The organism is Achromobacter sp. ISS7 (assembly GCF_056523125.1).
The window spans coordinates 2,674,757-2,698,495 of sequence record NZ_JAWRZD010000001.1 but is presented as its reverse complement, the minus strand read 5'-3'; the positions used below and the strand labels follow the sequence as shown (position 1 = coordinate 2,698,495).

Here is a 23,739-nt window from a genome sequence, read left to right as displayed (position 1 = left end):
ACCTAGTAGAGCCATGACCGTGAAACCGAAGAACCTGTTGATCATCATGTCCGACGAACACTCGCCCAAGGCCTTGGGCTGCTACGGCAGCGAGATCGTCAAGACCCCCCATCTCGATGCCCTGGCCGCGCGCGGCACGCTGTTCAGCTCGGCCTATTGCGCCAGCCCGGTGTGCATTCCCGCCCGGGCCTCGTTCGCGGTGGGCAAGTACATTCATCAGATCGGCTACTGGGACAATGCCGACGCCTACGATGGCGCGGTGCCCAGCTGGCATCATCGGTTGCGCGAACGCGATCACGACGTGGTTTCGATTGGCAAGCTCCATTTCCGCCAGCCCGGCGAGGACCACGGGTTCTCGGAAGAGATCATCCCCATGCACATCATCGAGGGCAAGGGCGATCTGATGGGCCTGGTCCGCAGCGAACTGCCGGTGCGCAAGGGCGCCTACAAGATGGCCCATTTCGCGGGGCCTGGCGAAAGTTCGTACACCTTCTACGACCGTGAGATCACGGCCCGCGCCCAGGTCTGGCTGCGCGAGGCGGCGCGGCGCGAATCGGACAAGCCGTGGGTGCTGTTCGTATCGCTGGTGGCGCCGCACTTCCCCCTGACCGCGCCGCCGGAACATTACTACCGCTATTTCAACCAGAACCTGCCGCTGCCCAAGCTGTACGACAGGCGCGAGCGGCCGGACCACCCCTATCTGGTCGACTACCGCAACAGCTTCAACTACGACGACTATTTCGAGGGCGACGCGGTCAAGCGCGCCGTCGCCGGCTACTACGGCCTGTGCTCGTTCCTGGACGAGAACATCGGCAAGATCCTCAACGCGCTGGAGGACGCCGGCCTGGCCGATGACACCCGCGTGATGTACACCTCCGACCATGGCGACAACCTGGGCGCGCGCGGCCTGTGGGGCAAGTCGACCATGTTCGAGGAAACCGCGGGCGTGCCGCTGATCATGGCGGGCGATGACATTCCGCAAGGGCGGGTGGTCGACGTGCCCGTCACGCATATCGACGCCTATCCCACGGTGCTGGACGCCGTCGGCAACACCGAACCGGCCTTGCGCGAAGGCTATCCCGGCCATTCGCTGTTCGAGATCGCGCGTGGCGAGACGCCGCGGCGCAACGTGCTGGTGGAATACCACGGCATGGGTTCGACCACGGGCGCCTTCATGATCCGCCATGGCAAGTACAAGTACATCGAGTACGCCGGCTATCCCGCGCAGTTGTTCGACCTGGAAGCCGACCCCGAAGAACTCCAGGACCTGGCCGCCGATCCGCGCCACGCCGATACGTTGCAGGCCTGCCGCCAGCAGCTGTATCTGATCTGTGATCCGCAGGCGGTCGACCGCCAGGCCAAGGCGCGCCAGCAGACGCTGCTGCGCGAGAACGGCGGCCGCGAAGCGGTGATCGCCCGCGGCGATCTCGGTTTCACGCCGGTGCCGGGTTCGGCCTTGGCGTTCGACTGACGCGGCGCGCCGGCCGCGCCCGCGCGGCCATCGAGGCCATCGCGGCGGGCGCGGCTGGCCTGGCGGCCGAGCGCCGGCCCGTGCCAGGCGCCTTCCCGTGCGCGCAGGCCCTGGCTTTCTCTTCCTTCGATTCGATTTGGGACGGCATATGCTCTTCGGGCCGATGTTGTGGTTCACCCTGGGCGGCGCGGCCGTCGCGGGCTTCGTGCAGGGGCTGTCGGGTTTCGCTTTCAGCATGGTGTCGATGGCGATCTGGGCCTGGGTGCTGGAGCCTCGCCTGGCCGCTGTGTTGACGGTGTTTGGCGCGCTCGTCGGCCAGGTGACCGGGGCTTTATCGGTGCGCCAGGCGTTCCCGTGGAAACGGTTGCTGCCGTTCCTGGCGGGCGGGGCGTTGGGCGTGCCGCTTGGCCTTGCCCTGTTGCCCTTGCTGGATCCCGCCATTTTCAAGCTCCTGCTGGGAATCGTGCTGGTCGCCTGGTGTTCTTTCATGTTGTTGTCGCGCCGGAAGATCGAGCAGGCCAATCGTGGCCGCGGATATGACCGCGTATGCGATGGCATCGCGGGCCTGTGTGGCGGAATATTGGGCAGCCTGGCGGGCCTCACGGGCATTGCGCCGGCCTTGTGGTGCACCCTGCGGCAGTATCCGCGCGACATGCAGCGCAATCTGGTCCAGGGATTCAACCTGTTGATCCTGTCGTTCACGATGACGTGCTACGTCGTCTCGTCCACCGTGTCGGTGGCCATGCTGCCCTGGTTCGGGGCGTTGCTGCCCGTCATCATGGTGTCGACCTGGCTGGGGGCGCGCCTGTATGCCCGCCTGTGCGACGAAACCTTCCGCCGCATTATCCTGATGCTGCTGACGCTATCGGGCGCGGCCTTGCTGGTTTCGGCCGCGCGCGGTTTCCTGTAGCACCGGCGCGTGGCGCCGGCCGACCTCGCCGTTCTGTTATCGTCGCCAGCGCAAGTGCGGGTGACGCCTGTCGCCGGCGGACGGTTTCGTCCGCAAGTCGTTCCCACAGTTTCTTTCCAAGGACCTGCATGAATCCTGATAACCAGCGCCTGCTCGACGAATTGCGCGGCATTGTCGGCACGGCCCATGTCTTGACCGATCCGCAGCATACCCAGCGGTTCCGTACGGGATTCCGTTTCGGCTTCGGATCGGCGATCGCGGTTGTGCGGCCGGGCAGCTTGCTGGAGCAATGGCGATTGGTCCAGGCCTGCGTGGCGCACGACAAGATCGTGATCATGCAGGCGGCCAATACCGGCTTGACCGGTGGGTCGACGCCGGACGGCAATGACTACGATCGGGAGATCGTGATCATCAGCACGTTGCGCATGAAGAAAATACAGCTGATCCGCGACGGGCAACAGGTGATCTGCTTTCCCGGCGCCACCCTGGACCAGCTGGAGAAAGCGCTCAAGCCGCTGGGACGCGAACCGCACTCGGTCATCGGGTCTTCGTGCATTGGCGCTTCGGTGTTCGGAGGGATCTGCAATAACTCCGGTGGATCGCTGGTTCAGCGCGGCCCCGCCTTTACCGAGATGGCCGTGTTCGCGCAATTGGGGCAGGATGGCAAACTATCCCTGGTCAACCACCTGGGCATCTCGCTGGGAGAGTCCCCCGAGGAGATCCTGCGGCGTCTGGATGACGGCACCTACCGGCCTGGCGACATCCACGATGGCGGGCGCGGCTCGGACGAGGATTATGCGCGGCACGTCCGCGACGTCGACGCCGATTCGCCCGCGCGCTTCAACGCGGACCCGAAACGGCTGTACGAGGCTTCGGGCAGTGCCGGCAAGCTGATTCTCTTTGCCGTGCGCCTGGACACGTTTGCGGCGGAGACGCAGACCGACGTTTTCTATATCGGGACCAATGATCCCGCGGAGCTGACGGATATTCGGCGCTATCTTCTGACGGCCCTGCCTGCATTGCCCATCGCGGGGGAATACATGCACCGGGATGCGTTCGATATCGCCGACGTCTACGGCAAGGACACTTTCCTGGCCATCCGCAAGCTGGGCACCGCAAGGCTTCCTTCCTTTTTCGCGTTGAAAGCACGGGTGGACGGTTTCTGCGCGAGATTCTCGTTCCTCCCCAGGAACATGAGCGACCGGCTGTTGCAGTTCTTCAGCGCACGCTGTGGCGATCACCTGCCGGCCCGCCTTCGCGACTTTCGCGCGCGGTATGAGCACTATCTGATGATCAAGGTGTCGAGAAAGCTGAAGGAGCCGCTTCAGGCTTTCCTGGACTCCTATTTCAACAAGGCCACCGGCGCCTATTTCCTGTGCTCCCCGGAAGAAGGCGCGGCCGCCTTCCTGCTGCGATTCGCGGCGGCCGGCGCCGCCGTGCGCTACCGCGCCATGCATCCGGACGCGGTGGAGGATATCGTCGCGCTGGATATTGCCCTGAAGCGCAATGACCGCGACTGGCTGGAAGTGCTACCCGAGGAGATGGAGACCGCCATGGTGGCCAAGCTCTATTACGGGCACTTTCTTTGCCATGTCTTCCACCAGGACTACATCGTGAGAAAGGGCGTGGACTGCCTGGACCTGGAGCACCGCATGTGGAAACTGCTGGACGCCCGTGGCGCGCAGTATCCGGCCGAACACAACGTCGGGCATCTGTACCAGGCCGGCCCAGAGCTGCGGAATTTCTATCGCGCCCTGGATCCCTGCAACCAGTTCAATCCCGGGGTCGGGCAACTCTCGAAGCGCAAGAACTGGGAGTGAGAAGCCGAAGCTTCTCGGTGGATCGCCGCGCGTGGTCAGGCCATCGCCGATGACGCCGCTGCCGCCTACGCTTCGCGGGACCTGAAGGTCAGGAAACGTCAGGCTGCGCCTGGGCCTTCAACCAGCGCTTGAAATCGTCCACGACGTCCCGGGCATCGGTGCGGGCATAGAGGCTGAAGCGGCCGCCCGTGTCCTGGAACCCGAGCGGCGCGGCCAGCCGGCCGGCCCGGATGTCGGCCTGCGCCAGCTCGCGCGGCGCGATGCCGATGCCCAGGCCCGCCACCGCGGCCTCGAGCATGTGGCCGAGCTGGTCGAACTGGCGCCGGGGCTGCTGCGCGCCGAGCGTCACGCCGCAGGCCTGGGCCCAATGTTCCCACGCGGCGGGGCGCGAGGCGGCGTGCAGCAAGGGCGAACCGAGCACGTCGGCCGCCCGCCGGATCCGGCCAGCCAGCGCTGGCGTGCAGACCGGCCCGATGCTCTCCTGGAACAGCGGCAGCGCCTCGATATCCGGCGACCGGTGTTCGTCGGCCACGATCAGCACGTCGACCACCCGCCGTTCCAGCAACGCGATGTCGGCCGCCGTCTGCAGCCGCACCTGGACGCCGGGATGGGCGCGTTCGAAATGCTCCAGCCGGGGAATGATCCAGTTGGACAGCAGGCTGGCCGGGGCGCCGATCACCACTTCGGTCGACGTCGAGCGGCCGAGCAATTCCGACAGGCGCTGCTCGAGCATGTCGAACGCCGGCAGGCAGACGCGTTGCAGCTCCTGGCCCGCCGCGGTCAGCCGCACGCCGTCCGAGTGGCGCTCGAACAGTTTGCCGCCAAGCCAGGTCTCGAGCTGCCGCACCTGCTGGCTGACCGCGCTGTGCGACACGCCCAGTTCCTGGGCCGCGAGCGAGAGGTTCAGGTGCCGGGCGGCGCTGTCGAAGACGCGCAACGAATTCATGGGGGGCAGGTTTCTCATGGCTTTGATATTAGAAAATCTGATACCGATGGGCAAGAAATCTATGATTTATCGGGATGATTTCACTGGATACCATGGGTGGCATCTTCTCCAGGGCCTGAAACCATGTCTTTTATCTCCCATCCTGAATACCCCGATGCCGCCGGGCAGTTCGGCCGCTATGGCGGCCGCTACATGCCCGAGACGCTGGCCCCGGCGCTCGACGCGCTGGAACACACCTATCGCGCCGTCCGCGAGGACGCCGGATTCTGGGCCGAGTACCGCGCCATGCTGGCCGACTATGTCGGACGTCCGAGTCCGTTGCTGTACGCCCGGGCCATCAGCGAGGAACTGGGCGGCGCTCGCCTCTTTCTCAAGCGCGAGGACCTGAACCACACCGGCGCCCACAAGATCAACAACTGCCTGGGCCAGGTGTTGCTGGCCCGGCGCATGGGCAAGCGCCGCATCATCGCCGAGACCGGCGCGGGCCAGCACGGGGTCGCCACCGCCACGGTGTGCGCCTTGTATGGCCTGGAATGCGTGGTCTACATGGGCGCCGTCGACGTGGCGCGCCAGGCCAGCAACGTGGCGCGCATGGAGATGCTGGGCGCCGAGGTCCGGCCGGTGCCGGAAGGCAGCGCCACCCTGAAAGACGCGATGAACGCCGCCATCCGCGACTGGATCGCGCATCCGGACGACACCTATTACCTGCTGGGGACCGGCGCCGGGCCCCATCCCTATCCCTGGCTGGTGCGTGAACTGCAGAAGGTCATCGGCGAGGAAACGCGCGCGCAGATCCTCGACAAGACCGGGCGGCTGCCCGACGCGATGATCGCCTGCGTGGGGGGCGGCTCCAATGCCATCGGCTTCTTCTATCCGTTCCTGAACGACGCCGGCGTGCGGCTGTTCGGCATCGAGGCGGGCGGCCGCGGCACCGACACCGCCGAGCACGCGGCCAGCATCGGCGAGGGCTCTCCCGGCGTCCTGCATGGCTGCCGCAGCTATTTCCTGCAGGACGCGGACGGCCAGATCCAGAACGCGCACTCGATCTCGGCCGGGCTGGACTATCCGGGCGTCGGGCCGGAACACGCGCTGCTGCACGACACCGGACGGGTGGTCTATGAATCGGTCACCGATGCCGAGGCGGTCGACGCGTTCCTGTGGCTGACGCGGCGCCAGGGCATCATCCCCGCGCTGGAGAGCTCGCATGCGCTGGCCTACGCCAGGAAACTCGCCCCGCTCATGGACCGCGAGCAGACACTGGTGGTCTGCCTGAGCGGACGCGGAGACAAGGACCTGCATTCGGTCCGGCAATTCACGGGAGAGGCCGCATGAGCCGTATCGAACAGACCCTGGCGGCGTTGCGCGCCGCCGGGCGGCCGGGACTGGCCGCCTATTTCACGGCGGGCGATCCGTCATACGACGCGTGCCTGGCCTTGCTCCGCGGCCTGCCCGCGGCGGGGTCGGACGTGATCGAACTGGGCATGCCGTTCAGCGATCCGATCGCCGACGGGCCGGTGCTGCAACTGGCCAACGCACGGGCGCTGAAGGCGGGGCAGACCCTGCGCCGCACGCTCGACCTGGTCGCCGCCTTCCGCGAGGAAGACGAGAAGACGCCGGTCGTGCTGATGGGCTATCTGAACCCATTGCTGCGCTACGAAGCGGCCAGCTTCATGGCCGACGCGGCCTGGGCCGGCGTCGACGGGCTGATCGTGGTGGACCTGTCGCCCGAGCACGCCGCCAGCCTCGAACGGCTGGCGCGGCGGCACGGCATCGCCCTCATCAAGATGACCGCGCCGACGACCACGCAAGAACGCCTGGACAGGGTGCTGGAAGGCGCCAGCGGGTTTGTGTACCACGTGATGCTGGCGGGGACGACCGGGGCGGCGCTGCCTTCGGACGCGATGATCGCCGCGGCGTTGGAACGGATCCGCGCCAGGACGCGGCTGCCGATCGCCGCGGGGTTCGGGGTGCGGACCGCCGCGCAGTTGAAGGCGGTGGGGCGTCATGCGGATCTGGTGGCGGTGGGGACCCGGCTGGTCGAGGTGCTGGCGGCGGGCGGGGTGGGGGCGGCGCTGGACGAGGTGCGGGTGTTGGGGGCGGCGGCTCGGGCGACGGCCTGATGGATTGACGGTTTGCCGAGGTAGGCAAATCCATTCACAGGCTGTTCTGCCGGCGATGCCGACCTCCTACGCTTATCCGTTTCTCGGGAGACGGATATCAAGGGGCGCATATTCTGCCTGGCGCTGGTGGCAGGCGCGGGCGCGGTGCAGGGATTGGCGGCGCTGCCGGGAGCGGGGTTCTACCTGTCCGCCGGCGTGGCGTGCGCGCTGTTGCCGCTGGCCGCCCGGCGTTGGCGCGGGCGAGTCGCGGGCCTGTTGGTCTGGCTGATCGCGGGGTTGTTGATCGGCGCGGCCAACGCCGCGATGCAGGCGCAATGGCGCCTGAACGACGCGTTGGCCGACGTACATCAGAACGCCGTGGCGCGGCTGGCGCTGCGCGTGGTGGAATTGCCTGACGATGACGGCGGCGGCGTGCGTTTCGTGGGCGAGCAGGTCGGACCGGTACGCCCCGGCATTCCCCGGCGCATCCTGGTGTCGTGGCTCGCCGCGCCCGGCGGACAGCCGGGGCTGCCGTCGGTGGTGCCCGGGCAGGTATGGCGCATGGCAATGGTGCTGCGCCGTCCCCATGCGCCGCTCAATCCTGATTTGCCAGACGGCGAGGCGCGCCTGTTCGCGCGCGGCTTGCGCGCCACGGGCACGGTGCGCGGCCAGCCGCGCCTGCTGGATGACCAGCCCTGGGCGTCGGCCGGCGTGGCCATCGAGCGGGCCCGGCACCGCGTGCGCGAAGGCATGCGGCGCGCGCTTGGCGGCCACCGCTACGCGCCGGTGCTGATCGCGCTGGCGATTGGCGACCAGGCCGGCGTGGCGCGGGACGACTGGCGCCTCTTCAATCGCAGCGGCATCACCCATTTGGTGTCCATCAGCGGCATGCACGTGACGTCGATCGCGGGCCTGGCCGCCTGGCTGCTGGCGGCGGCGTGGCGGCGCGCGCGCTGGCGCGGCACGGGCCTGGCCGAGCGGGTGCCGGCGCGCATCGCGGGCGGCGCGGCGGCGATGGTCGTGGGGCTGGCGTATTGCCTGCTGGCGGGGTGGGGCGTGCCATCACGGCGCACGTTCTTCATGTTGCTGGTGGTGCTGGCGGCGGGATGGTCGCGCCTGCGGATATCGGCGGGGCGGGTGCTGGCGTTCGCGGCGGCGGCGGTGGTGATGCTGGATCCCTGGGCGCCGATGGCGGCCGGCTTCTGGTTGTCGTTCGGCGCGGTGGCGATCCTGCTGCGCGTGGCGCAGGCGCCGCGCGACGCGGAGGCCGGGTGGCGCCAGCGCTGGGCCGCGGCGCTGGCGCAGGCCACGCGGTTGCAGCTGACGGTGACGCTGGGGTTGACGCCGCTGCTGGCGTTCCTGGTGCACCAGGTGTCGCTGGGGTCGCCGCTGGCCAATGCGGTGGCGATTCCGGCGGTGACGTTCCTGGTCACGCCGCTGGCATTGCTGTGTGCGATGCTGTCGGTGGCGTCCGCCACGGCCGGCCTGGCTGCCGTGGCGGGGCAGGCGGGAGCGTGGGTCTTCGACCTGGCGATGACGGTGGTGGCGTGGGTGGGCAATGCGGACTGGGCCAGCTTCACGGTGGCGGCGGCGCCCTGGCCGTGGTTGCTGTGGGCGCTGGCGGGCATGGTGTGGGCGCTGCAGGCGCCGGGCTGGCCGGCGCGGCGCCTGGGGTGGCTGTGCATGTTGCCGCTGCTGTGCTGGCGGCCGGAGCGGCCCGAGCCGGGCGACTGGCGCATGAGCGCGATGGATATCGGCCAGGGCAGCGCGATCCTGGTCGAGACCGCGACCCAGGCCTTGCTGTTCGATGCGGGGCCGCGTCATTTCGGTGGCGGGGATGCGGGCGAGCGGGTGATCGCGCCGCAGTTGCAGGCGCGCGGCATCGGCAAGCTGGACGTGCTGGTGCTGTCGCACGCGGACCTGGACCACGTGGGCGGCACGCGCTCGGTGCTGGCGGCGGTGCCGGTGGCGCGCAGTTATGCGTCGTTCGACGTGGCGGCCTGGTTGCGGCGTGACGCCAGGCTGTGGCCGGGGCAGCACGGGGCTGCGATGACGCAGGCCGCGTCGCGGGCGAGTCCGGCAGCCGGTGCACCGCCGAATGGCGCGTCCGGGGGCGGCGCCAGCGATGCCGCGCCCTCGCGGATGCTGCGCTGCGAGCGCGGTGACAGCTGGCGTGTCGATGGCGTGACCTTCACCTTTCTACACCCCGCGCCGGGCGCCGTCGTGCGCGGGGGCGATCGCAATGCCAACAGCTGCGTGCTGCGGGTCGAGGGCCGCGCCCATTCATTGCTGCTGACGGGCGACATCGGAGTGGCGCAGGAGCGCGAGCTGGCCGCGCTGGGCTTGCCGCCGACCGATATCGTCCTGGCGCCGCATCACGGGTCGGCGTGGTCATCCGGGCGTGAACTGGTGGCGGCGTCGCGGGCCGGGCACGCGATCGCGCAGTGCGGCTACCTGAACCGCTTCGGCCACCCCGCGCCGGCGGTCGAGCGGCGCTGGCTGCGCGCCGGCGCGGCCTTCTGGCGCAGCGACCGCGACGGGGCGGTGATGGCGCGGTCGCGTCCCGGCGGGCTGGACGTCTGGGCCCAGCGCGACCGGCAGCGGCGCTATTGGCATGGCCGCTGAGCCGGCGCGCCGCCGGGTTCAGGCGGCCTTGGCTGGCGCTTCGTGGACGCCGCACCACTGGGCGATGAAAAGCGCGATGGTCTTGGTGATCAGCCGCAGCGATTCGAGGTGGACGCGTTCGTCAAAGCCATGGATGTCGAGCGACTTCGGGCCATAGACCAGCGTGGGCATGTCGCCATAGATCACGAAGACGCGGGCGTCGAGATAGCCCGGGGTCGTGAAGCTTTCGAGGTCGCTCTTGAAGGCCTGCTGGTGGCATTGGCGCAGCGTGTTCTCGGCGTCGCTGCCTTCTTCCAGCACGTAGCCCTCGGCGTAGAAGCCGGTGTAGGTGACCTGGGGCGGAGTGCCGCCGAGCCGTGGATCGGCGACGGCGTCGCGCAGGCAGGCGTCGATCTGCGCGCGGGCCTCGTCCGCGGTGGTGCCGGGATAGATCGCCGCGCGCACGTCGAACTCGCACCAGGGCGGCACCGTCGAGGGCCAGTCGCCGCCCTCGATCTTGCCGATGTTGAAATTGATCGGATGGTCGAGGTGTTCGAAGTGGCGGTGGCAGTGGTGCTCCGCGTTCCACTTGGCTTCGATGCCGCGCAGCGCCTCGATGGCGGCGTAGGCGGCGTCGATGGCGTTGAAGCCGTTGGCCATCTCGCGGGTATGCGTGGGATGGCCCTGCACGCGGACCTTGAACCACAGCACGCCGACGTTGGCGCGCACCAGCATGTTCTCTTCCGGCTCCGGAATGATCACGGCGTCGGCCCGGTAGCCGCGCAGCAGCGCCGCCAGGGCGCCGTTGCCGGTGCATTCCTCTTCGACCACCGACTGGAAGTAGATCGGGGCGGCGGGTTCATAGCCGGCGGCGCGCACGGCGTCGTAGGCATACAGGTTGGCGGCCAGGCCGGCCTTCATGTCGGCGGCGCCGCGGCCATACATCCAGCCGTCGATGATCGCCGGATCCCATGGCGAGCGGGTCCACATGTCCACGGGGCCGGTGGGCACCACGTCGATATGCCCGTTCAGGATGAGCGAACGGCCCTGCTGCTGCGCGGGACGATAGGTGCCGACCACGTTGAAGGCATTCTCATACGAGACGGTCACCGGGCCGAAGCCGGGGTGGGATTCGATGTCCTTGACGTCGATCTTCCAGCGGTCCATCGCGAAGCCGCGCGCGCGCATCGCATCGTAGAGGAAGTCTTGCGCCGTATGCTCCTGTTCCCGCAACGAGGGGAAGCGCACGAGATCCTGGGTGAAGGCCAGCTGGGCATCGAAATGCGCGTCGACGGCCTGCAGGATCCGGCGGGTCTGTTCCTCGGAGAGCGCGGGCGGGGTGGTGGTCTGTGTCATCGGGTTTCCTGAAAGAAAGGGAAGCAGGGCGGGTTCAGGCCGCGGCGGCGGGCGCGACGTCCAGCGCGAGGCGGCGCTTGTGGCCGGCCAGCGCCCAGATCGACACCAGCGTGATCGCCGACAGCGTTGAATAGAAGATCGCCAGGGGCAGCCATTGGCCGGGGTAGTGGTAGGTCAGCCAGGTGCCGATCAGCGGCGTCATGCCGCCGGCGACCGCGCCGCACAACTGGTACGACAGCGAGATGCCGGAATAGCGCACGTGGGTGGGGAACGCCGAGCTGATGTAGCCGGCCATGGCGGAATAGATCGCGGCCATGAAGACCAGCACGATGGCGATGCCGCCGACGATGCTGTAGGGCGTGCCCTGCGACACGAGCATGAACATGGGATAGGGCGCCAACACCGAGCAGAAGGCGGCCGTGATGAGGACGCGGGTGGGGCCGACGGCGTCCGCCAGCCAGGCGGCCAGCGGCTGCACGAAGAACTGGATGATGGCGACCACGAACAGGCAATCCAGGATCAGCGTGCGGCTCAGGCCCATCGTCTGGGTGGTGTACGACAGCATGAAGGTGTTGGTGAAATAGATGCCGCCGATCGCCACGGTGCACACGCCCATGCACAGCAGCACGGTGCGCCAGGCGGTGCGCAGCACTTCCTTGGCCGGGATCTCGGCGCGCTCCTGGCGCTCGAGCACCTTGGCGAAATCGGGCGATTCGTTGACGCCGATCCGGATGAAGTAGCCGACCAGCAGCAGCACCGCGCTGATCAGGAAGGGCACGCGCCAGCCCCAGCTGACGAAATCGGCCTCGTCCAGCGTCGTCAGCAGCCGGAACGCAAGCAGCGACAGGATCAGGCCGGCCGGGCTGCCCAATTGCGCGAACGAGGCGGCGAAGGTGCGGCGGCGTTGCGAGGCGTGTTCGCCGGCCATCAAGACCGCGCCGCCCCACTCGCCGCCCACCGCCAGGCCCTGGGCCAGGCGCAGCAGCAGCAACAGCGCGGGCGCCCACAGGCCGGCCGTGGCGTAGCTGGGCAGCAGGCCGATGCCGACCGTGGCCAGGCCCATGATGACCAGGGTCGCCATCAGCGCGTTCTTGCGGCCGACGCGGTCGCCGAGATGGCCGAAGATGACGCCGCCGAGCGGCCGTGCCAGGAAACCGGCGGCGAACGTGCCAAACGACGCCATGGTGCTGACGAACGGATCGGCGGTGGGGAAGAACACCTTGCCGAACACCAGCGCGGCGGCCGTGGCGTAGATGTAGAAGTCGTACCACTCGATGGTGGTGCCGACGAATGCGGCGGTCGCGGCCCGGACGGGTTGGCGCGCCGCCGGCGCATGGGCGGGAGCGGTCATGGGTTTCCTCTTGGGGTGTTGTCGTTGTTCGAAGGCGTGTTTATCGCTCCCGCCTCGATATAACGTCAATTTATGGTTTTTAATTTTTGACTTAAGTAAAATTGATGTTTTGCCGATTCCTCGGACAGGCCCGCAATGAAGAACACCCACCCCGCCGACGTCCGCAGCAGCGACCGCCTCGACTGGAACCTGCTGCGAACCTTCCTGGTCATCGTGCAGGAGCGCAGCATCAGCGGCGCGGCCGCCAAGCTGCACCTGACGCAATCGGCGGTCAGCCAGGCGCTCAAGCGGCTGGAGGAACAGCTGGACCGGCGCCTGATCGAGCGGCACAACCAGGCCTTCACCGTCACCAATGCCGGCGAAGAGGTGTGCCGCGCCGCGGAGGCCATCTATGGCAACGTGGCGCAACTGCTGACCGACGTGTCGCAGACGGAGGTCGAGGCGACCGGCCGCATCCACCTGCTGGTGGCCAGCCGCATTCATTCCCAGGTCTATGACGATTTCTGGGCGGCGTTCCACGCGGCCTGTCCGCGCATCGACGTGCAGATGGATGTGCTGCCCAGCAGCGAGATCGTGACGCTGATGCAGCAGCGCGTGGGCACGGCGGGCATCGCGCTATGCCGGCAGATGCCCAAGCGGCTCGAGAACAAGGTGTTCCTGCACCAGCGCTACGCGCTGTTCTGCGGGCGCAACCATGCGCTGTTCGGCCGGCAGGATCTGCGCATCGAAGACCTGATGGGTGAGAACTTCGTCTCTTTCGCCAGCGATGCCCTGGGCGACAGCCTGTCGCCGTTGACGATCTTTCGCGACCAGCGCGGGTTTTCAGGGCGGGTGGTGGCGACGTCCACGCAGCATGACGAGGTCAAGCGCCTGCTCATCGCCGGCTTCGGCATCGGCTGCCTGCCCGAGCACAGCGTGCGGCGCGACCTTGCCGAGGGCCGGTTGTGGCGGCTGCCGCCCGGCGAGGGCGTGTGTTCGGTCGACCTGCACCTGTTGTGGCATCGGGACGTGCAACGCAGTCCGGCCGAAGCGGCCTTCCTGAAGCACTTTCGCGACTACATCGACGGGTTCACCATGGCCGAACGGCTGGTGCCCGGCAATCTGCCGCCGTCTTGACGCGCGCGGTCCGGCCCGCGCGTCAGCGGGGCTTGGCGGCGATGCCGTCGCGCACCTGGCGAAACATCGTCATGGCGGCGGGCATGGCATCGCGCAGGGTGGCGCAGGCCATGTGGACGCGGCCTTGCGGCAATACGATGTCGGCGTAGTAGTACAGCGTGTCCGGGCGGCCGGGGCCCGGCGCCGCGAGGTAGTCCAGGCCCTGCGCGCCGTCCAGGGTGAAGCGATCGTACAGCTCGATGGAACCACGCAACCGGCGTTGCCGGCGTTCGGCCGCGGCGACCTGGGTGCGCAGCGTCTGCGCGGCGGGCGGCTTGGCGCCGGCCGGCGTGGCCTGGAAGCCGATCCGGCACAGGTACTTGGCGTCCTGAGCCTTGGGCGGGAAGCCGTCGGGGCTGGAGATCTCGATCTGGGCGTCGTACCTGCCGCGGGTGGGCGCGGGGCCGACCCGCAGCGGCGAGGGCACGGTGACGCCGAAGCCGGTGGCGGCGTCGACATAGCGGCGCGGCGGGACGTTGGCGGGCGGCGCCATGTCGCTGGGGGCGGCCGTGTCGTCTTCCTGCTGGAAGCGCAGCGGCAGCATCAGCTCGGTCCGGTCCTTGGCCATGGTGGCGGGGAAGGCCGGCAGGGGGCCGGCGCGCCGCACCATCGCGATGGCGGCCTTGTCGACCGCGGCGTCGCCGGAGGACCGGTTCACCGCGATGTCATAGATGGCGCCGTTGCGCAGCACCGTGATCTTCAGCGACAGGCTGACGGAGCCGCCGAGGCGGTGCGCTTCGCGTGGGTAGTCCAGGCGGCTGATCATGCGGCGTTGCACGGCCTGGGTCCATTCGGCCTCGTTGGCGGGCACGGCGGCGACGGCGGGGGCTGCCGCACAGGCGAGGGCGAGGGTCAGGCCGCAAGCGATGGACCGCCAATGCATGGGGGGAGTCTCCGGATGAGGATGGGTCCGGCGCGGGCCGGATGACACGAGCGACGCGGCCGACGCGGACGCCGTCAGGGCGAGCATACCCGAGCGGCTGCCGCGCCGCGGGCGTGGCGCCCAGCCCGGGCGGCGTTCATCCGAACGCCGCGCGCACCGCGTCGAAGGCCGCCGCGACCATCGGTTCCTCGCGCCGCGCGGCCAGCGTGATGAAGGCCAGCTCCGCCTCGATCGACAACCCCGGCGCCAGCGCCAGCCCGTGCGCCTGCGATTCGCGCAGGGCGATGGAGTCGCGCGCCAGGGTCAGGCCGACGCCGGAGCGCACCAGGTCCAGCATCGAGGCTTCCTGGTCGACTTCGGCGACCGCGTTGGGGGTGACGCCCAGTTCGCTGAATTTCGCCGCGAGCAGGCGGTGGTGCACCGAGTCGGGCGGGGTCCAGATCCAGGGCAGGGCGGCGATCTCGTGCCAGCCGCGGCCGGCCAGTTGCGGGCCCCAGCCCTTGGGCGCCACCACGTAGTAGGAGAACGCCGCCAGCGGCAGGGCATGCAGCGCGGGCTGGCCGCTGGCCTGGTCGCGCGGGCCGAGGGAGAAACCGACGTCCAGCTCGCCGTTGCGCACCTGGCGGGCGACCGAGCCGGACATGCCGTGGCGCAGGGTGGGGCGGATCTTGGGGTAGTGCTGCACCAGGTAGCGCAGGGTGGCGCCCAGGCGCAGGAATTCGGGGTCGAGGATGGTGCCCAGGCGCAGTTCGCCCTGCACCGTGACGCGCAGGGCGCCGATGGCGCGCTCGAAGTCTTCCAGCGCGTCCAGCACCCGCTGCGCCGAGGGCAGCAGCGCGCGGCCATCGGCGTTGGGCGCCAGGCCCTGGGCGGTGCGGGTGAACAGCGGCAGGTCCAGCGCCTCCTGGAAGCTCTTGAGCTGCAGGCTGAGCGCCGGCTGCGTCAGGTGCAGATGCTCGGCCGCGCGCGTCAGGTTGCCGACGCGCGCCACGGCGGCGAAGGTGCGGATGTGCTTGAGGTCCATGACTCGTTTCCCGCGTAATGGGCGATACCCATTATTAAAGAGACTTATAAAGCGCTTTTCAACAATTCATTGGACAGGGCCGCCCGGCTGCGCGACAGTGGCACCGCCACTTGAGACTTAAAAGAAGAAGCGCGAATGGAGACATACGACTACATCATCGTGGGCGCGGGGTCGGCTGGCTGCGTGCTGGCCAACCGCCTGAGCCGCGACCCGGCGGTGCGCGTGCTGCTGCTGGAGGCGGGCGGACGCGACAACTACCACTGGATCCACATTCCGGTCGGCTACCTGTACTGCATCGGCAACCCCCGCACCGACTGGATGTACCGCACCGGCGCCGAACCGGGGCTGGGCGGACGGTCGCTGATCTATCCGCGCGGCCGGGTGCTGGGCGGGTGCTCGTCGATCAACGGCATGATCTACATGCGCGGCCAGCGCCAGGACTATGACGAATGGGCCGAGATCGCCGGCGACCCGTCGTGGCGCTGGGACCAGGTGCTGCCGGTGTTCAAGCGCAGCGAGGACCATTACCGCGGGGGCGACGAATGCCACGGCGCCGGGGGCGAATGGCGGGTGGAGGCGCAGCGGCTGCGCTGGGACATCCTCGACGCCTTTGCCGACGCGGCGGGGCAGGAAGGCATTCCGCGGGTGCAGGATTTCAACCGCGGCGACAACTTCGGCGTTGGTTACTTCGACGTGAACCAGCGCCGCGGCTGGCGCTGGAATACCGCCAAGGCCTTTTTGCGGCCGGTGCGCGAGCGGGCCAATCTGCGAGTGATGACGGGCGCGCATGCCGAGCGACTGCTGTTCGAGGGCACGCGCTGCGTCGGCGTGCAGGTGCGGCGCGAGGGCCAGTCCGTCAGCGTCCGCGCGGCGCGCGAGGTGGTGCTGGCGGCGGGCGCCGTCAATACGCCGCAGCTGCTGGAGCTGTCGGGGATCGGCGAGCCGGCGCGCCTGCGCGAAAGCGGCATCGCGCTGCATCACGCCTTGCCGGGCGTGGGCGAGAACCTGCAGGACCACCTGCAACTGCGCGTCATCCTGAAGGTGCGCGGCGTGAAGACGCTGAACCGCATCGCCTCGACCTGGTGGGGCAAGGCCGGCATCGGGCTGGAATACCTGCTCAACCGCAGCGGGCCGATGAGCATGGCGCCGTCGCAACTGGGGGCGTTCGCCAAGTCCGATCCGGGGCAGGAACGGGCCAACCTGGAATTCCATGTGCAGCCCTTGTCGCTGGGCGCGTTCGGCGAGCCGCTGCATGGTTTCGACGCGTTCACGGCCAGCGTCTGCAACCTGCGGCCGGTGTCGCGCGGCAGCGTGCACGCGCAGGGGGCGGACGGTGCGCTGCCGCCCGTGATCACGCCGAATTACCTGAAGGAAGATCAGGACCTGAAGGTGGCGGCCGACGCTATTCGCCTGGTGCGGCGCATCAGCGCGGCGCCGGCGCTGCAGCGCTACCAGCCCGAGGAGTGGCTGCCGGGGCCGGCCTACCAGAGCGAGGCCGAGCTGCGCGAGGCGGCTGGCAAGATCGGCACCACCATCTTCCATCCGGTCGGCACCTGCGCCATGGGCCGCCGCGCCGACGACGGCGCGGTGGTGGATGCGCGCCTGCGCGTGCATGGCCTGCAAGGCCTGCGCGTGGCCGACGCGTCGATCATGCCGACGATCACGTCGGGCAACACCAATTCGCCGACCATCATGATCGCCGAGCGGGCGGCGCAGATGATCCTGGAGGACGCGGCGCGCGTCGGCGCCGAGGCGCAGGCGGCCGAACTGGTGGCGTGATGGGGGCGCCCGCGCTGGGGCGGGCAAGCCTGCGCGCGCTTCACTCACCCTGCTGACCCGCATATCGGCCGCTGCTCCCGGGGACGGGGGCAGCGGCCGATATCCTCGTCAGCGCAGCGAGCGGTACATCTCCTGGCGCTGCGGATGCGTCAGGATCACCTGCCACAGCTGCCCTTCGCGCGAACGGAAGAAGCCGGCGCAACACATCAGGTAGTACTGCCACATGCGGTAGAAGCGCGTGCCGTAGCGTTCCTGCAGTTGCGGCCAGGCGCGTTGGAAGTTTTCCCACCAGGCCATCAGCGTGCGGTCGTAGTCGGCGCCGAAGTTGTGCCAGTCCTCGATGATGAAGCGGCCTTCCACCGAGGTGCTGATCTCGCGCGCCGAGGGCAGCTTGCCATTGGGGAAGACGTAGCGGTCGATCCAGGGGTCGGTGCTCTGGCTGGTCGAGGCGATGCCGATGGTGTGCAGCAGGAAGATGCCGCCGGGCGCCATCAGCCGCTGCACATTGGTGAAGTAGGTGTCGTAGTTCTTGGGGCCGACGTGCTCGAACATGCCGACCGACACCACCTTGTCGAAGCTGCCCTGCAGGTCGCGGTAGTCCTGCAGCAGCAGTTCCACCGGCAGGCCGCGCACGCGTTCCTGCGCCAGCGCCAGCTGCTCCTTGGAGACGGTGACGCCGGTGACCTTGACGCCGTAGCGCTCGGCCGCGAACTTGGCCAGCCCGCCCCAGCCGCAGCCGATGTCCAGCAGCGTCTCGCCGGGCTTGAGCTGCAGCTTGCGGCAGATCATGTCGAGCTTGGCCTCCTGCGCGGCTTCCAGCGTGTCGGCCTGTTCCCAGAAGGCGCAGGAATAGATCATGCGGCTGTCGAGCATGGCCTCGAACACGTCGTTGCCGGCGTCGTAGTGCTGTTCGCCGACCTCGAAGGCGCGGCTTTTGGATTGCAGGTTGAACAGCTTGTGACGCAGGTGCTCGGCGATCAGCTTGACGCGCGCCAGGCCGAGGGCGGCCGAGCCCATGTCGGCGCGCAGCAGGCGGGTGAAGAGTTCGTCGAGCTGCTCGCAATCCCATTCGCCGTCCATGTAGGACTCGCCCAACCCCAGCGACCAGCTGGCGAAGACGCGCTCGTACATGTGCTTGTCATGAACCTGGATGTCCCAGGGGCGCGAGCCGTTGATCTGGACGTCGGCGCGCGCCAGCACGTCCTGCAGGACCTTGGGCGGTTCGGGCGGCGCGGCGTCGGCGCGGGGGGGAGTTAGCTGAGTAGTCGGACTGCTTTGGTGCATAGTGACTCCATATCAATTCTGGACTGACTGATCTGGCAATGCTCGAAGCGCATAACTCTCGCCCGGACCGGCGGGTGAAATCCAATTTAATGATTGAATCAGGCCGATAGGCAATCTAATTTCAGCGGACCGTCAGGGCCGGGATACCTCGGCCGCTGACCCGGGACCCGCCAATCTTAACCAACGTATGCTGCTGCGCAAGGCCCAGGTGCATCCTGCCACCAACAGGCCCGTGGCGATGATAAAGACCATGGAAGTAATGGTGTCGTTGATGTCGAACGAATAATCGTAACGATGACCTGACCAATAACCCAGGAGGCTGTACAGCAGCACCGCGGCCAGCAGCATCAGCCAGGGTGTGCGCGGCAGCCGTTCCAGCCCCGGCCGCTGGCCGGTGAAGGCGTGGATGCTGCGCCGCAGCCACCATAGCGCGGCGAGCGCCGGCAGGGCCAGCGCGTAGCGGGAAATCAGGACCACTCCGAAGATGTCACCGCTGGCGGTCAGCGCCAGCAGCCAGGGCGGCACCAGCACCACCACCAGCAGCCAGGCCAGCACCAGTTGCGGGCGGCTGCCGCGGCCGGCGCGCCAGCCGACGACCAGGCCGATGAGCAGCACGCCGAACAGGGCGGCGATGAAGAGCAGGGCGGCGGCGACGTAGCCGCCGTTGAGCATGTATCCACCTGGCATGGTGCGTGGGGTTCCGGAAGCCGCGAGGCGACGCGCCATTCTAGGGCCAGTCAGCCGCCGCCGAAAGGCGTTGCGGGCGCGTCGCGCGGGGCGGGAACGCCGCTACACTGGTTGCCTGTTGTCGGCGGGCCGCGATCCGCCGTGTCGCGTCCGTTTCAAGGGGAGTCCCATGGCCACGCGCATTCATCTTTTCGGCGCATCCGGCTGCGGCGCCACCACGCTGGGCGCGGTGCTGGGCGAGCGCCTGGACGTGCCCCACCTGGAAGCCGACGACTACTACTGGGTGCCGACCGATCCGCCCTTCACCGACAAGTATCCCAAGGAGGAACGCTGGCGCCGCATCCGCGAACGGCTGCGGGGGCATGACGACTGGGTGCTCAGCGGCGGCTCGGTCTACAACTGGGGCGAAGGGCTGGTTCCCGAATTCACGCTGGTGGTGTTCCTGCGGCTGCCGGCGGCCGAACGCATGGCCCGGCTGCGGCGACGCGAGGCCGAGCGCTATGGGGCGGCGTTGGCGAGCGATGCCGCGGCGCAGGAGAAAAGCCGGCGCTTCCTGGAATGGGCGGCCGGCTACGACAGCGGCGTCGAGGGCACCCGCACGCCCGAGCGGCACCGGCAATGGATCCGCGAGCTGCACTGTCCGGTGCTGACGCTGGATACCCGCGCCAGCGTGGCGGACCTGGCCGACCAGGTGCTGGCCGCGTTGCCGGCGGACATGCCGGTATCCAGAAGCCAGGCCTGACCTTCAGCGGGCATCGAACGCTGGCCGGATCGTGGACGCGTCCGGCGGCGTCCTGGCGCCGGCGCGCGCTTCCGATAAGATACCGGCCATGCACGGCGCCGCCATCGCGGCCGCGCGCCGGTTTTTCGGAGCACAACGATGCTGGATGCGAGCCTGGAACCCCGTTTGGAATTCGTCACCTGCGCCAGCCCGGCGGGCTTGCACCGCATGGCTTACTGGGAATGGGGCGATCCGGCCAATGACCGGGTGCTGGTCTGCGTCCACGGCCTGACCCGCAGCGGGCGCGATTTCGATACGCTGGCCCGGCGCCTCGCGGGGCAGTTCCGCGTGGTCTGCCCGGACGTGGTCGGGCGCGGCCGCTCGGACTGGCTGGTCAACCCGGCGTTCTACACCGTGCCGCAGTACGTGTCCGACATGGCGACCCTGGTGGCGCGGCTGCGTCCGGCCACGCTGGCGTGGGTCGGCACCTCCATGGGCGGGCTGATCGGCCTGGGGCTGGCCGGCGCCGCCGCGTTCGCGCGGGCCATGCTGCCGCTGCGCTCGCATGCCGGCATGTTGCCGCCGCAGGACGGCCTGCGGCTGTCGAAGCTGGTGCTCAATGACGTCGGCCCGCGCCTGGAGACTGGCGCGCTGGCCCGCATCGGGCAGTACGTGGGCGAGCCCGGTGCGTTCGGTTCGTTCGCCGACGCGGTGGCGGCCATGCGCGCCAATTCCGAGACCTTCGGTCCGCACACGGATGCGCAGTGGGATCACCTGGCGCGCTTCGTCTATCCCGAGCAGGGCGGACAGTGGGTCAAGCACTACGACCTGGCGCTGGCGCAGCCGATGGCGCTGCAGACCGGCGACGAGCTGGCCGCCGGCGAGCAGATCCTGTGGCGCTCGTATGACGCGGTGGACTGCCCGATCCTGATCGTGCGCGGCGAGCAGTCGGACCTGCTGACGCGCACGACCGTCGATGAAATGCGCCAGCGCAATCCGCGCGCCCAGGTGTATGAAGTGGCCGGCGTCGGCCATGCGCCGACGCTGATGGCCGACGACCAGGTCAAGACGGTGGCGGACTTCCTGCTGGCGTGATGGGCGCCCGCGGCGTTTGCGGCGCCGCTCGTGGTGCCTGCCGGGTAGCCGCGCGCGGCGGCCCCTTCGCCACTGCATCCGCCATATTGGGGACGCCGCCGGCCGGCGGCGCTACCCAGGGGGACGGGGCTTCTCTACAATAGGCCTCATGAAACCGTCCGCTCTCAACATCGATCTGCATTGCCATTCCACCGTCTCGGACGGCGCCCTGGCGCCGCGCGACGTGGCGCAGCGCGCGCACGCCAACGGCGTCGATGTCTGGGCGCTGACTGACCATGACGAGGTTGGCGGCCTGGCCGAGGCCGCGGCCATGGCCGATGAGTTGGGCATGCGCTTTGCCACCGGCGTCGAGATCTCGGTGACCTGGGCGGGCCTGACGGTGCACATCGTCGGCCTGCGTTTCGATCCGTCCAACACGGCGCTGGTCGAAGGCCTGCGCAAGACGCGCTCGGGCCGCGCCGACCGCGCCCGCCGCATCGGCGAGCGCCTGGCCGAGATGGGCATGCCCGGCGCCTACGAAGGCGCGCTGCCGTTCGCCGGCAATCCGGAGTTGATCAGCCGCACGCACTTCGCGCGCTATCTTGTCGAGGCCGGTTACTGCCCCGACGTGCAGACTGTCTTCACCAAGCACCTGGGCGACGACCGGCCCGGCCACGTGCCGATGCAATGGGCCACGCTGGCCGAGGCGGTGGGCTGGATCCGCGGCGCCGGCGGCATCGCCGTCATCGCGCACCCGGGGCGCTACAAATACACGCCGCTGCAGTTCGCCGCGCTGTTCGACGAATTCCTGCAGCTGGGGGGTGTGGGCATCGAGGTCAATACCGGCAGCCACACCGTGGAAGAGGCGCGGCAATATGCCGACGTCGCGCGCCGCTATGGCTTCCTGGCCTCGCGTGGCTCCGACTTCCACAGCCCCAAGGAAAGCCGGATGGACCTGGGCCGCCTGCCGCCGCTGCCGTCCGATCTGAAGCCGGTCTGGCACGACTGGTTCTAGGCGCCGCGCCGCCTGGCTTGTGGCACGGCGCGTCCGTGCCGTCCCTTGAACTGACTGATTGCGCGCCCGAGGCGCCGCCGCCATGAACAAAGCATTTGTCAAAGAATCCGACAACGAGGACGACGACGACCTGCCGCAGGCGCAGGCGTTGCCGGCCGGCACCAAGAACTACATGACGCCGGAAGGCTATGAGCGCCTGCGCGGCGAGCTGACGCACCTGATGAACGTGGAACGGCCGTCGGTGGTGCAGGTGGTGTCGTGGGCGGCGTCCAATGGCGACCGTTCCGAGAATGGCGACTATCTCTACGGCAAGAAGCGCCTGCGCGAGATCGACCGCCGCATGCGCTTCCTGACCAAGCGGCTGGACATCGCCGAGGTGGTCGACCCAGCCGCCCAGCCCAACCGCGACCAGGTCTTCTTCGGCGCCACGGTGCTGTATTCCGACAAGGCGGGCGAGGACCACACCGTCACCATCGTCGGCGTGGACGAGGCCGAGCCGCTGGCCGGCAAGATCAGCTGGATCTCGCCGGTGGCGCGGGCGCTGATCAAGGCGCGGGAAGGCGACACGGTGGTGCTGCGCACGCCGGGCGGGGTCGAGGAACTGGATATCCTGGAAGTGCGCTACCCGGCGTAGCGCCGGGCGCGGCGCGGCGGGATTGCGTCGTTGCCGTTGCAGCCGCGCGCGGGTTACGCGACGCGGCTGTCGCGCGCCTGTCATGGCCGGGTCATGTCGACCGGGTAGCCTGCGGCCGGCGTTGCCCAAGGGGGCGGCGTGATGCTTTTGGCTCCCGATCCCTATGCCCGATTTCGCGCGATGAGATGCATCCCGGCACCGTTCAGTGTGCTGGCACTGGCAGGCGTGTGTCTGATGTGCCCGGAAGCGCCCGCCCTGGCGGCGGACGCGGCGCAGGCGCGGCCGGCCAGCGCGTCGGCCGACCGCCTGGCAGGCGAGCGGCATGATTACGCGCTGCCGGCGCAATCGCTGGGCGACAGCCTGGAGGCGATCGGGCATGCGGCCGGCGTCGCGGTGCTGACCGAGGAGCGCCACGCCCGCCGCCGCGCGCCGGCGCTGACCGGCCGCTACTCCGCGCTCGAAGCGTTGCAGGTGCTGCTGGCGGGCTCCGGCCTGCGCATCCGCCAGACCGATGGCGCCGCCATCGTGGTGTATGAGCCCGCCGCGTCCGCCGCCTCCGCCACGCCGGCCGCGCCCGTGGTCGCGGCCGGCGACATTCCCGGCGCCCGCAGCCGCGGCACGGATTTCAGCGCCTACGTCGGACGGGTGCAGAAGGCCTTGCTGCGCACCTTGTGCGGCAATGCCAGCGCGCGGCCCGGCGCCTATCGGCTGGCCCTGCAATTGCGCCTGGACGATGGCGGCCAGGTGACCCGCCTGCGGCTGCTCGACACCACCGGCAGCGCGCGGGTCGACGCCGCGGTGACGCGCGCGCTGCAGGGCATGGAAGTCGGCGCGGCGCCGCCCGCGGGCATGCCGCAGCCAGTGTCGGTGCTGTTGCTGCCCGGCGGCGCCAATTGTCCGGCCGCGGGCCGGCAGGCGGGGTGAGC

At 69.0% G+C, this 23,739-nt stretch carries 20 protein-coding genes; 13 read left to right on the top strand and 7 right to left on the bottom strand.

Translation table 11 applies throughout. The features are described from left to right. Positions 1 to 13 precede the first annotated feature (13 nt). From AC1HFW_RS12070 to dld, 3 genes are all read left to right on the top strand, one after another. Positions 14 to 1,471, top strand: coding sequence for a sulfatase family protein (locus AC1HFW_RS12070; RefSeq protein ID WP_241069904.1), 1,458 nt, complete (start codon positions 14 to 16; stop codon positions 1,469 to 1,471). 148 nt (positions 1,472 to 1,619) lie between these two features. Further along, the gene (locus tag AC1HFW_RS12065) at positions 1,620 to 2,381 is read left to right on the top strand and encodes a sulfite exporter TauE/SafE family protein (RefSeq protein ID WP_479286494.1); all 762 of its coding nucleotides are present in this window, start codon (positions 1,620 to 1,622) and stop codon (positions 2,379 to 2,381) included. Between the two features lie 128 nt (positions 2,382 to 2,509). Further along, complete coding sequence (gene dld, locus AC1HFW_RS12060) at positions 2,510 to 4,201, top strand: D-lactate dehydrogenase (protein WP_479283556.1); 1,692 nt, start codon at positions 2,510 to 2,512, stop codon at positions 4,199 to 4,201. Between the two features lie 88 nt (positions 4,202 to 4,289). Here dld and AC1HFW_RS12055 read toward each other — a convergent pair whose 3' ends face one another. Then, positions 4,290 to 5,147: a LysR substrate-binding domain-containing protein gene (locus AC1HFW_RS12055; protein WP_479283555.1), complete on the bottom strand. Its 858-nt coding sequence runs from the start codon at positions 5,145 to 5,147 to the stop codon at positions 4,290 to 4,292. A gap of 123 nt (positions 5,148 to 5,270) precedes the next feature. On the opposite strand from AC1HFW_RS12055, the gene trpB reads away from it, so the two are divergent. The 3 genes from trpB to AC1HFW_RS12040 all read left to right on the top strand — a co-directional run bounded on the left by trpB (position 5,271) and on the right by AC1HFW_RS12040 (position 9,871). Further along, on the top strand, positions 5,271 to 6,479 hold the full coding sequence (trpB, locus tag AC1HFW_RS12050) for a tryptophan synthase subunit beta (RefSeq protein ID WP_479283554.1): 1,209 nt from the start codon (positions 5,271 to 5,273) through the stop codon (positions 6,477 to 6,479). After that, complete coding sequence (gene trpA, locus AC1HFW_RS12045; protein ID WP_479283553.1) at positions 6,476 to 7,267, top strand: tryptophan synthase subunit alpha; 792 nt, start codon at positions 6,476 to 6,478, stop codon at positions 7,265 to 7,267. The genes trpB and trpA overlap by 4 nt, the downstream gene beginning before the upstream one ends. 126 nt (positions 7,268 to 7,393) lie before the next feature. After that, positions 7,394 to 9,871, top strand: a complete 2,478-nt coding sequence (locus AC1HFW_RS12040; protein WP_479283550.1) for a DNA internalization-related competence protein ComEC/Rec2 — start codon at positions 7,394 to 7,396, stop codon at positions 9,869 to 9,871. Positions 9,872 to 9,889: 18 nt separating this feature from the next. On the opposite strand, the gene AC1HFW_RS12035 is transcribed toward AC1HFW_RS12040, so the two are convergent. Further along, positions 9,890 to 11,206 (bottom strand): ArgE/DapE family deacylase, encoded by a 1,317-nt coding sequence (locus AC1HFW_RS12035; RefSeq protein WP_479283548.1) that lies wholly within the window; start codon positions 11,204 to 11,206, stop codon positions 9,890 to 9,892. Positions 11,207 to 11,240: 34 nt separating this feature from the next. Next, positions 11,241 to 12,557 (bottom strand): MFS transporter, encoded by a 1,317-nt coding sequence (locus AC1HFW_RS12030; protein ID WP_479283546.1) that lies wholly within the window; start codon positions 12,555 to 12,557, stop codon positions 11,241 to 11,243. A gap of 135 nt (positions 12,558 to 12,692) precedes the next feature. On the opposite strand from AC1HFW_RS12030, the gene AC1HFW_RS12025 reads away from it, so the two are divergent. Next, on the top strand, positions 12,693 to 13,673 hold the full coding sequence (locus tag AC1HFW_RS12025) for a LysR family transcriptional regulator (RefSeq protein ID WP_479283545.1): 981 nt from the start codon (positions 12,693 to 12,695) through the stop codon (positions 13,671 to 13,673). Positions 13,674 to 13,695: 22 nt separating this feature from the next. On the opposite strand, the gene AC1HFW_RS12020 is transcribed toward AC1HFW_RS12025, so the two are convergent. Next, on the bottom strand, positions 13,696 to 14,595 hold the full coding sequence (locus tag AC1HFW_RS12020; RefSeq protein ID WP_479283542.1) for a TonB family protein: 900 nt from the start codon (positions 14,593 to 14,595) through the stop codon (positions 13,696 to 13,698). Between the two features lie 136 nt (positions 14,596 to 14,731). After that, positions 14,732 to 15,619, bottom strand: coding sequence for a LysR family transcriptional regulator (locus AC1HFW_RS12015; RefSeq protein ID WP_479283540.1), 888 nt, complete (start codon positions 15,617 to 15,619; stop codon positions 14,732 to 14,734). Between the two features lie 135 nt (positions 15,620 to 15,754). On the opposite strand from AC1HFW_RS12015, the gene AC1HFW_RS12010 reads away from it, so the two are divergent. After that, complete coding sequence (locus tag AC1HFW_RS12010) at positions 15,755 to 17,398, top strand: GMC family oxidoreductase (protein ID WP_479283538.1); 1,644 nt, start codon at positions 15,755 to 15,757, stop codon at positions 17,396 to 17,398. A 108-nt stretch (positions 17,399 to 17,506) separates the two neighbouring features. Here AC1HFW_RS12010 and cfa read toward each other — a convergent pair whose 3' ends face one another. Together cfa and AC1HFW_RS12000 are read right to left on the bottom strand one after the other, a co-directional pair. Then, the gene (cfa, locus tag AC1HFW_RS12005; protein WP_061070776.1) at positions 17,507 to 18,682 is read right to left on the bottom strand and encodes a cyclopropane fatty acyl phospholipid synthase; all 1,176 of its coding nucleotides are present in this window, start codon (positions 18,680 to 18,682) and stop codon (positions 17,507 to 17,509) included. Between the two features lie 132 nt (positions 18,683 to 18,814). Continuing rightward, positions 18,815 to 19,369 carry a hypothetical protein gene (locus tag AC1HFW_RS12000; protein ID WP_479283536.1) on the bottom strand — a complete coding sequence of 185 codons (555 nt, stop codon included), beginning with the start codon at positions 19,367 to 19,369 and terminating at the stop codon, positions 18,815 to 18,817. Between the two features lie 169 nt (positions 19,370 to 19,538). Here AC1HFW_RS12000 and AC1HFW_RS11995 point away from each other — a divergent pair, with 169 nt between their 5' ends. The 5 genes from AC1HFW_RS11995 to AC1HFW_RS11975 all read left to right on the top strand — a co-directional run bounded on the left by AC1HFW_RS11995 (position 19,539) and on the right by AC1HFW_RS11975 (position 23,737). Next, positions 19,539 to 20,111: a P-loop NTPase family protein gene (locus AC1HFW_RS11995; protein ID WP_479283533.1), complete on the top strand. Its 573-nt coding sequence runs from the start codon at positions 19,539 to 19,541 to the stop codon at positions 20,109 to 20,111. A gap of 138 nt (positions 20,112 to 20,249) precedes the next feature. After that, positions 20,250 to 21,185, top strand: coding sequence for an alpha/beta fold hydrolase (locus AC1HFW_RS11990; protein WP_238891008.1), 936 nt, complete (start codon positions 20,250 to 20,252; stop codon positions 21,183 to 21,185). A gap of 148 nt (positions 21,186 to 21,333) precedes the next feature. Beyond that, complete coding sequence (locus tag AC1HFW_RS11985) at positions 21,334 to 22,179, top strand: 3',5'-nucleoside bisphosphate phosphatase (RefSeq protein ID WP_006395761.1); 846 nt, start codon at positions 21,334 to 21,336, stop codon at positions 22,177 to 22,179. 82 nt (positions 22,180 to 22,261) lie between these two features. Continuing rightward, positions 22,262 to 22,813, top strand: a complete 552-nt coding sequence (gene greB, locus AC1HFW_RS11980) for a transcription elongation factor GreB (protein WP_241074076.1) — start codon at positions 22,262 to 22,264, stop codon at positions 22,811 to 22,813. Positions 22,814 to 23,047: 234 nt separating this feature from the next. Further along, positions 23,048 to 23,737 carry a hypothetical protein gene (locus AC1HFW_RS11975; protein WP_479283529.1) on the top strand — a complete coding sequence of 230 codons (690 nt, stop codon included), beginning with the start codon at positions 23,048 to 23,050 and terminating at the stop codon, positions 23,735 to 23,737. Positions 23,738 to 23,739 lie beyond the last annotated feature (2 nt).

Bases quoted from the DNA above. Each gene is read 5' to 3' on its own strand.
- AC1HFW_RS12015 (WP_479283540.1), bottom strand. From the start codon at position 15,619: ATGGACCTCAAGCACATCCGCACCTTCGCCGCCGTGGCGCGCGTCGGC.
- AC1HFW_RS11985 (WP_006395761.1), top strand. From the start codon at position 21,334: ATGAAACCGTCCGCTCTCAACATCGATCTGCATTGCCATTCCACCGTC.
- AC1HFW_RS12020 (WP_479283542.1), bottom strand. From the start codon at position 14,595: ATGCATTGGCGGTCCATCGCTTGCGGCCTGACCCTCGCCCTCGCCTGT.
- trpB (WP_479283554.1), top strand. From the start codon at position 5,271: ATGTCTTTTATCTCCCATCCTGAATACCCCGATGCCGCCGGGCAGTTC.
- greB (WP_241074076.1), top strand. From the start codon at position 22,262: ATGAACAAAGCATTTGTCAAAGAATCCGACAACGAGGACGACGACGAC.
- AC1HFW_RS12000 (WP_479283536.1), bottom strand. From the start codon at position 19,369: ATGCCAGGTGGATACATGCTCAACGGCGGCTACGTCGCCGCCGCCCTG.
- AC1HFW_RS12065 (WP_479286494.1), top strand. From the start codon at position 1,620: ATGCTCTTCGGGCCGATGTTGTGGTTCACCCTGGGCGGCGCGGCCGTC.
- AC1HFW_RS12010 (WP_479283538.1), top strand. From the start codon at position 15,755: ATGGAGACATACGACTACATCATCGTGGGCGCGGGGTCGGCTGGCTGC.
- AC1HFW_RS12030 (WP_479283546.1), bottom strand. From the start codon at position 12,557: ATGACCGCTCCCGCCCATGCGCCGGCGGCGCGCCAACCCGTCCGGGCC.
- AC1HFW_RS12025 (WP_479283545.1), top strand. From the start codon at position 12,693: ATGAAGAACACCCACCCCGCCGACGTCCGCAGCAGCGACCGCCTCGAC.
- trpA (WP_479283553.1), top strand. From the start codon at position 6,476: ATGAGCCGTATCGAACAGACCCTGGCGGCGTTGCGCGCCGCCGGGCGG.
- AC1HFW_RS12035 (WP_479283548.1), bottom strand. From the start codon at position 11,206: ATGACACAGACCACCACCCCGCCCGCGCTCTCCGAGGAACAGACCCGC.
- AC1HFW_RS11975 (WP_479283529.1), top strand. From the start codon at position 23,048: ATGTGCCCGGAAGCGCCCGCCCTGGCGGCGGACGCGGCGCAGGCGCGG.
- AC1HFW_RS11995 (WP_479283533.1), top strand. From the start codon at position 19,539: ATGGCCACGCGCATTCATCTTTTCGGCGCATCCGGCTGCGGCGCCACC.
- AC1HFW_RS12055 (WP_479283555.1), bottom strand. From the start codon at position 5,147: ATGAATTCGTTGCGCGTCTTCGACAGCGCCGCCCGGCACCTGAACCTC.
- AC1HFW_RS11990 (WP_238891008.1), top strand. From the start codon at position 20,250: ATGCTGGATGCGAGCCTGGAACCCCGTTTGGAATTCGTCACCTGCGCC.
- cfa (WP_061070776.1), bottom strand. From the start codon at position 18,682: ATGCACCAAAGCAGTCCGACTACTCAGCTAACTCCCCCCCGCGCCGAC.
- dld (WP_479283556.1), top strand. From the start codon at position 2,510: ATGAATCCTGATAACCAGCGCCTGCTCGACGAATTGCGCGGCATTGTC.
- AC1HFW_RS12070 (WP_241069904.1), top strand. From the start codon at position 14: ATGACCGTGAAACCGAAGAACCTGTTGATCATCATGTCCGACGAACAC.